Source organism: Siminovitchia fortis, assembly GCF_007681465.1.
In the GTDB taxonomy this organism is placed as follows: domain Bacteria; phylum Bacillota; class Bacilli; order Bacillales; family Bacillaceae_C; genus Siminovitchia; species Siminovitchia fortis.
Genome location: NZ_VEKZ01000096.1, coordinates 1 through 6,649, shown reverse-complemented (window position 1 = coordinate 6,649; position 6,649 = coordinate 1). Strand labels below are relative to the sequence as shown.

Annotated in this window: 9 protein-coding genes; 6 read left to right on the top strand and 3 right to left on the bottom strand. The window is 42.9% G+C overall.

Translation table 11 applies throughout. From position 1 onward, the window contains the following. The coding region (locus tag FS666_RS18600) for a KGG domain-containing protein (protein WP_144460420.1) at positions 1 to 271 on the bottom strand (271 nt) is incomplete at its 3' end. Between the two features lie 177 nt (positions 272 to 448). Between FS666_RS18600 and FS666_RS18595 the strand changes: the two genes are divergently transcribed. Further along, positions 449 to 2,497, top strand: a complete 2,049-nt coding sequence (locus tag FS666_RS18595) for a catalase (protein WP_144460422.1) — start codon at positions 449 to 451, stop codon at positions 2,495 to 2,497. A gap of 31 nt (positions 2,498 to 2,528) precedes the next feature. Here FS666_RS18595 and FS666_RS20535 read toward each other — a convergent pair whose 3' ends face one another. Continuing rightward, the gene (locus FS666_RS20535) at positions 2,529 to 2,663 is read right to left on the bottom strand and encodes a hypothetical protein (protein ID WP_260842225.1); all 135 of its coding nucleotides are present in this window, start codon (positions 2,661 to 2,663) and stop codon (positions 2,529 to 2,531) included. Positions 2,664 to 2,755: 92 nt separating this feature from the next. On the opposite strand from FS666_RS20535, the gene FS666_RS18590 reads away from it, so the two are divergent. After that, positions 2,756 to 3,118, top strand: a complete 363-nt coding sequence (locus FS666_RS18590; protein WP_144460424.1) for a DUF488 domain-containing protein — start codon at positions 2,756 to 2,758, stop codon at positions 3,116 to 3,118. Positions 3,119 to 3,240: 122 nt separating this feature from the next. Then, on the top strand, positions 3,241 to 4,326 hold the full coding sequence (gene spoIIP, locus FS666_RS18585) for a stage II sporulation protein P (protein ID WP_186306617.1): 1,086 nt from the start codon (positions 3,241 to 3,243) through the stop codon (positions 4,324 to 4,326). A gap of 188 nt (positions 4,327 to 4,514) precedes the next feature. On the opposite strand, the gene lexA is transcribed toward spoIIP, so the two are convergent. Further along, complete coding sequence (lexA, locus tag FS666_RS18580) at positions 4,515 to 5,138, bottom strand: transcriptional repressor LexA (RefSeq protein WP_120072396.1); 624 nt, start codon at positions 5,136 to 5,138, stop codon at positions 4,515 to 4,517. A gap of 159 nt (positions 5,139 to 5,297) precedes the next feature. Here lexA and FS666_RS18575 point away from each other — a divergent pair, with 159 nt between their 5' ends. From FS666_RS18575 to FS666_RS18565, 3 genes are all read left to right on the top strand, one after another. Continuing rightward, positions 5,298 to 5,492 carry a hypothetical protein gene (locus FS666_RS18575; protein ID WP_120072398.1) on the top strand — a complete coding sequence of 65 codons (195 nt, stop codon included), beginning with the start codon at positions 5,298 to 5,300 and terminating at the stop codon, positions 5,490 to 5,492. 21 nt (positions 5,493 to 5,513) lie between these two features. Further along, positions 5,514 to 6,167: a YneB family resolvase-like protein gene (locus FS666_RS18570; RefSeq protein ID WP_120072400.1), complete on the top strand. Its 654-nt coding sequence runs from the start codon at positions 5,514 to 5,516 to the stop codon at positions 6,165 to 6,167. Positions 6,168 to 6,255: 88 nt separating this feature from the next. Beyond that, the gene (locus FS666_RS18565; RefSeq protein ID WP_120072403.1) at positions 6,256 to 6,489 is read left to right on the top strand and encodes a DUF896 domain-containing protein; all 234 of its coding nucleotides are present in this window, start codon (positions 6,256 to 6,258) and stop codon (positions 6,487 to 6,489) included. The last annotated feature ends 160 nt before the right edge of the window (positions 6,490 to 6,649 follow it).

Below are 6,649 nucleotides of genomic sequence, written 5' to 3'. Positions count from 1 at the left end.
ATCTCGTCGGAGGCACTCCAGTCTGTACGTCGATGGGCAAGGCGCTTGCGCTTTTCTTATTATCGTCATGCTGCTCGGCGCGGGCTTTTCCGCCCTTATGGCCGATCTCTTCGTAAAAATCTTTGTCGTGATTTTTTGAAGTGGCCTCGCCGCCTTTGCGCCCGATTTCCTTGTAGAATTCTTTATCATGGTTGCGCGCAGTTGCTTCTCCGCCTTTTCGTCCTGCTTCTTCCACTGTCATTTTATGGTCGTTATTCTTTTTGTCTGCCATTTCGAAACTCCTCCTTTCATGTAATGTGTGACTACTCTATTAAATTCCCGGTCTTTGTTATTTAAAACATTTTTAACTTTTTTGCAGGGTGATAATGAACAACCTTTTGAAGTTTTACAAAGGAATCAGAGGGTAGTTGCTATATATAGATTAATTGCCAGGGAGGAATTATAAAAAATGAGAGACGAGCGTAATGCAAATGCCGAGAGCAAGAACAAACAGCTGGATACTTATCGTTCGCATGACAAGGGTCAAAAGATGACAACAAATCAGGGGCTCAAAGTTTCGGAAGATGAGTTCTCACTGAAAGCCGGAGAACGTGGACCGACACTTATGGAGGATTTTCATTTCCGGGAAAAAATGACCCACTTCGACCATGAACGGATTCCGGAAAGGGTTGTTCATGCCAGGGGATACGCAGCTCACGGAGAATTTGAAGTCTATGAATCTATGAAGAAATATACTAAAGCAAAATTTTTGCAGGAACCTGGGGAAAAAACGCCAGTCTTTGTCAGATTTTCTACTGTTGTAGGATCCCGCGGCTCCGGAGAATTGGCAAGGGATGTCCGCGGTTTTGCCACGAAATTTTATACCGAGGAAGGCAACTATGACTTGGTTGGAAACAATATGCCCGTCTTTTTCATCCAGGACGCCATCAAGTTTCCTGATCTGATCCATGCGGTCAAACCGGAGCCCCATAATGAAATACCTCAGGCAGCGACCGCCCATGATACATTTTGGGATTTTGTTGCGAACAATCAGGAGTCGGCACATATGATCATGTGGGCTATGTCTGATCGGGCGATCCCGAGAAGTTTTCGGATGATGGAAGGGTTTGGTGTTAATACTTTCCGATTTATAAATGAAAATGAGGAGGCATTTTTCGTAAAGTTCCATTGGAAGCCTGCGCTTGGAGTCCATTCTGTCGTTTGGGATGAAGCGCAAAAGTTGAATGGTAAAAATCCGGACTTCCATCGGCAGGATCTTTATGAATCAATTGACCGCGGTGATTATCCGGAATTTGAACTGGGCGTACAAATTATTGGAGAAGAAGATGAGTTTATGTTTGATTTTGATATTCTCGATCCTACCAAAATTTGGCCTGAAGAAGATGTTCCGGTAAAAATCATTGGAAAAATGACATTGAATCGTAATGTCGATAATGTCTTTGCAGAAACGGAACAGGTTGCTTTCCATCCGGGCAATGTCGTTCCCGGCATAGATTTTACAAATGATCCTCTTCTTCAGGGACGGCTGTTTTCCTATACCGATACGCAGCTGATCCGGTTGGGCGGGCCGAATTTTCATGAACTGCCAATTAACCGCCCTGTCTGCCCTTTCCATAATAACCAGCGGGATGGCTACGCTCGGCAAACAATCAATGTGGGACAGGTCAGCTATCATAACAATTCGCTGGCGGGTAATACTCCTGCCGCAGCCTCTGAGGACGAGGGAGGATATAAGCATTATCAGGAGAAAATTGACGGACGAAAAATACAGGCGAGAAGCGACAGTTTCAAAGACCATTTTTCACAGGCTGTTTTGTTCTGGAACTCGATGAGCGAACCTGAAAAAGAGCATATCATCAACGCTTTCAGCTTTGAATTGGGTATGTGTAAAGAGAAAGATGTCCGGCAGCAGGTAGTGGATATGCTTTCAAATGTGGACCTGGATCTGGCCCAAACAACAGCGAAAAATGTAGGGGTCCGGCCACCTGCTGAAAGCCTGGCTCCTAAAGTTAACAAATCTTCGCCGGCACTAAGCCAGGAGAACACGGTGAAAAAGCCGGACACTCGCAAAATCGCGGTTTTAGTCGCAGAGGGCTTTAACGAAAATGTGCCTGTAATCTTGGAAGCTTTAAAGAAAGTGGGGGCCCAGCCTGTTACAGTTGGTGAAAAGCAAGGTTTTATCAAAGGTCAAAATGGTGCTGAATTGGAGGTTGAACAGACGTTTGCCACGGGAGATTCCGTTTTGTTTGATTCAGCCTATATTGTCGGCGGTGAAAAGACCAGCCATCAATTTTTTGAGTCGGCTGCCTATTTCATAAAAGAAGCGTTCGCCCACTATAAGCCGATTGGAGCATCCTATCAAGGGAAGCAGCTGCTCGAGGAACTTAACCTGCCGAGCAATGCCGGAGTTATAACAGGTGATGCGTCGGGCGGATTTTTAGAAGAGTTTACAAAAGCCGTTGCAGAGCACCGTTTTTGGAACAGAAAAACCCTCTGAGTACGGGGCAGGGATTGATTGCCTGTCCCGTTTATTTTTCCGGCTTCTTCTCCTCACATTCAAAGCAGATGATCTTTCCGTCTTTGAGAATTACCCCGTTAAAAAAGCCGTTTTCGCAATAAATTTCCTTGCCGCACGTTTTGCAATGCCCTGCCAATTCTCGCATGGCTAAACAACTCCTTAAAAAAGCACTGTTCTTTTGATAGTATAAATCCCAAAGTGGCAAGAATGAAAATAATCTGCGAGAAAGGAGTCTTTATGGGAAGCGTTAAGATTAAAAGAATCTATGATGAACCTTCATCGGGTGATGGATATCGTGTTTTGGTAGATCGGATTTGGCCGCGGGGAATCTCAAAGGAAAAGGCGCAAATTGATGAATGGATGAAAGAGCTTGCTCCAAGCACCGAGCTGAGGAAATGGTTTCAGCATGACCCTGAAAAATTTCCGGCGTTCAGGGAAAAATATCTCTCTTATTTGGAAGAGAATGAAACGTGTCAAAAGAATTTGGAAGAATTGAAAGAGCGGATGAAAAATGAGGATGTAACCTTGCTATATGGTGCAAAGGATGAAAAACATAATCAGGCAGCCGTTCTGAAAGAAGTTCTTTTAAAGTGCGAATAATAGCATTAATACAGCAGAAGAATCCATGAGCCCCTAAGACAGCTCATGGTTTTTTGTATTCATAGTCTCTCATCATTTTCATATAAATGAATAAACACGTTAAAACATAAAGGATGAAAATGATGCTAAAACTTGCAGCCAAATTCTTTGTAACCGTCACCGCACTATTTTGTCTAGTTTCCGCAATTGCTTTTTCAAGTGTAAAAATCAGTTTGCTGTCATTTATCGCCAATGACCCTACAAGAACAGAGTCTTTTCTGTATGTTATGTCATTGGAAAACCAGGCTTTAAAAAGGATTCTGCCGGAAGGGTACGAGAGATCGTTTGGGAAAGATGCATTGGAACTGTTCACGAATATCAATCTCAGAAACATGAAATCTTTTTTGATCAGCGAAATACCCGGGCTGAATGCTGCCACTCCCAAAATCATCGTGGCGGGCAAAGGAACCGATTTTACTAACCTCCCTATTGAATCCCCGCCGCCTGCCGATTTTGATATTTATGAGGGTGGGGAGGAATATACAGAGGAAAAACCGGTTGAGGATTCACAAACAAAGGATCATGCCGTCTTTATCTATTCGACACATAATACGGAATCCTTTTTGCCAATGCTTCCGGGAGTGACGGATCCAAATCGCGCCTGGCATAAAGAGAAAAATGTCTCTTTGCTCGGGAAGCGGCTAGGAAAGAAACTTGAGGAAAAAGGAATCAAAACATTGGTAAATAATAAAGACATACAAGGGATGCTAAAAAAAAGAGGCATGAGATACGAACAATCATATGAAGCTTCAAGAGAGGTAGTAGTTGATGCGATGAATCAAAATAAACAGGTCCGGTATTACATTGACATCCATCGCGACTCTCTAGGAAGGGCGGTGACCACTGCAACGATCAATGGGGAAAAATACGCCAAATGCCTGTTTGTCATTGGTGAAGCACACCCGAATTATGAAAAAAATCTTGAATTTGCCACCAGCCTGCACCACTCCATTCAAAAGAAATACCCAACTCTTTCACGCGGGGTTTTTGGTAAAACAAAGGCTGGCGGAAATAACGGAATATATAATCAGGACTTGTCCGAGAATTCCTTATTAATCGAGATAGGCGGTGTGGATAATACTCAGGAGGAATTGGACCGGACAGTTGATGTACTTGCAGATGTTATCAGCGAATACTATTGGGGAGAATCAATGGAGGTGAATAAATAGCGTATTATTGAAATAAAAAAAGAGCCTTTTTTCAGGCCCTTGATGATTGACATCACGCACATAACAATTTTCTCTTAACCAATTTGCTTTAGATGTTTACGGGCTGAAGATGTTTGTTCGCATTTGCAATTATTTACGTAAAAAGCGCTTCCTCCAATTACTGAAGTCACGGGTATCTACGCTAAAATCTAATGAATGTTACGTCTGTATAATCCCACCACTTTTCCAAGTATGGATACGTTCTGTACGATAATCGGCTCCATATTTGAGTTTTCGGGCTGGAGTCTAAAGTATCCGTTCTCTTTATAAAATCTTTTGACAGTCGCTTCATTCTCTTCTGTCATCGCTACGACGATGTCGCCGTTGTCCGCGGTTTGCTGTTGTCTGACAATTACATAGTCTCCGTCAAGAATTCCGGCTTCGATCATGCTTTCACCAATAATTTCAAGGATGAATGTTTGATCATCGGAGGGGATCAGCTGTTCGGGAAAGGGGAAGTAATCCTCGATATTCTCTACAGCTGAAATAGGCACTCCGGCAGTAACCTTACCGACAAGGGGAAGATTGACTGCGTTTTTGGCAGGGACAGCCGCATTCTCCTGATCAAGGACTTCTATGGCTCTCGGTTTGGTCGGATCTCTTCTGATCAAACCTTTGCTTTCCAATCTTGCCAGGTGTCCATGTACAGTTGAACTTGATGCCAGGCCTACGGCTTTCCCAATTTCACGCACAGAAGGAGGGTACCCCTTTTTTCTCACTTCTTCCTTAATGAAAGTTAAAATAGCTTCCTGCCTTTTTGAAAGCTTGGACATTGTTTCACACCCTTTTATATCTATTATGAGCTATCCATATTATAGCACGCGGGTTCTTTTAATACAAACGTAAGTTCGAATTTTTGTTTGACACAAACCTACGTTCTGGTTATAATGATTTTAAATAAATGCGAACAAATATTCGGGGAGAGGATATGGATGTTGTCAATCATAAGGAATCATTCTTTTATCGTCATCTTTTGTATTGTTTCAATTATAATGGGGCTGTTATTTATTTTTAACCTGGCGGAAGAAGAGCAGGCTCCCAGTATGATGGGAAACCAACAGAATGTTTATGCCGAGCAAGCACAGAACAGCCAAGGATTGATAATAAAGGAACAAGAGTTAGAATAAGTGTCCAATGGAGTGTTTGATATGAAAGTGATCATTTATTGCAGGGTAAGCACTGAAAAACAAGAGCAGGAAACCTCATTGGCCAGGCAGGAAGAGGAATTGTCGGCTGCCGCCGGAAAATGGGGCTTTCAGGTTGACTCCGTCATTCATGATCAGTCGAGCGGATATGACCTGGACAGGCCCGGGTTAATGGAAATGCTGGATAAAATTTCTTCCGGGAACATCGATGCAGTTCTGATCCAGGATGAAACCAGGCTTGGCCGTGGAAATGCCAAAATCGCCCTTATACATTTTTTATTTAAGGAAGATGTCAAGCTGTATTCACTTGCCCATGACGGTGAACTTCAAGTATCTGAAACAGATTCTATGCTCCTTCATATAATAGGAATGGTAGAAGAATATCAGCGGAAGCTGCATAATATCAAAATCAGGCGCGGTATGAAAAGAGCGGTGGCAAAAGGCTATCGGCCTGAACAAAACTTAAAGAAACGCGGCAATATAAACGGAAGAGAGCGGAAAGAGATCCCGGTGGAAGAGATTGTCCGGCTCAGGCAAAACAGCCTGACCTTTGAAGAGATTGCCTCGGTCATTAGAGGTTTCGGATATGATGTTTCAAAAGCTACCGTCCATAGAAGATACCAGGAATATATGGATCGGAATGACAGCCGAAATTAAGGCGATTATTCAATACTCCTTTATTGTTTTCAACCGGTTTTTCTAGTAGTATTGACTTGCGGCAAAATGAAAACGAAGGAGTTTTTTTATGCTTTCAAAAGAAAAACTCGATAGGATCAATCAACTCGCAAGAAAAGCAAAGAGTACAGGCCTGACAAAAGCAGAGGCAAAAGAGCAGTCAAAGCTTAGAGGGGAATATTTGCAGTCTTTTCGTGCCTCTATGAGACAGACGATTGAGAATGTAAGAGTATTTGACCCAAACGGAGACGAAGTGACACCTTTGAAGGTGAGAAAAATCCAACAGGACAAGAAGTTCCATTAATGTCATAAGAAGCGGGAGCCATTCAAGTTTTCCCGCTTCTTTTTTCAAAAGAAAAAATAAAATTGGATAAAGCTTATATTCGAATGATGACATGGTATGTCTAGCTCCAGCGCCTATCGACTAGCAGACTTCGCACCTCTGGTGCTCCTGCGCCATAGCT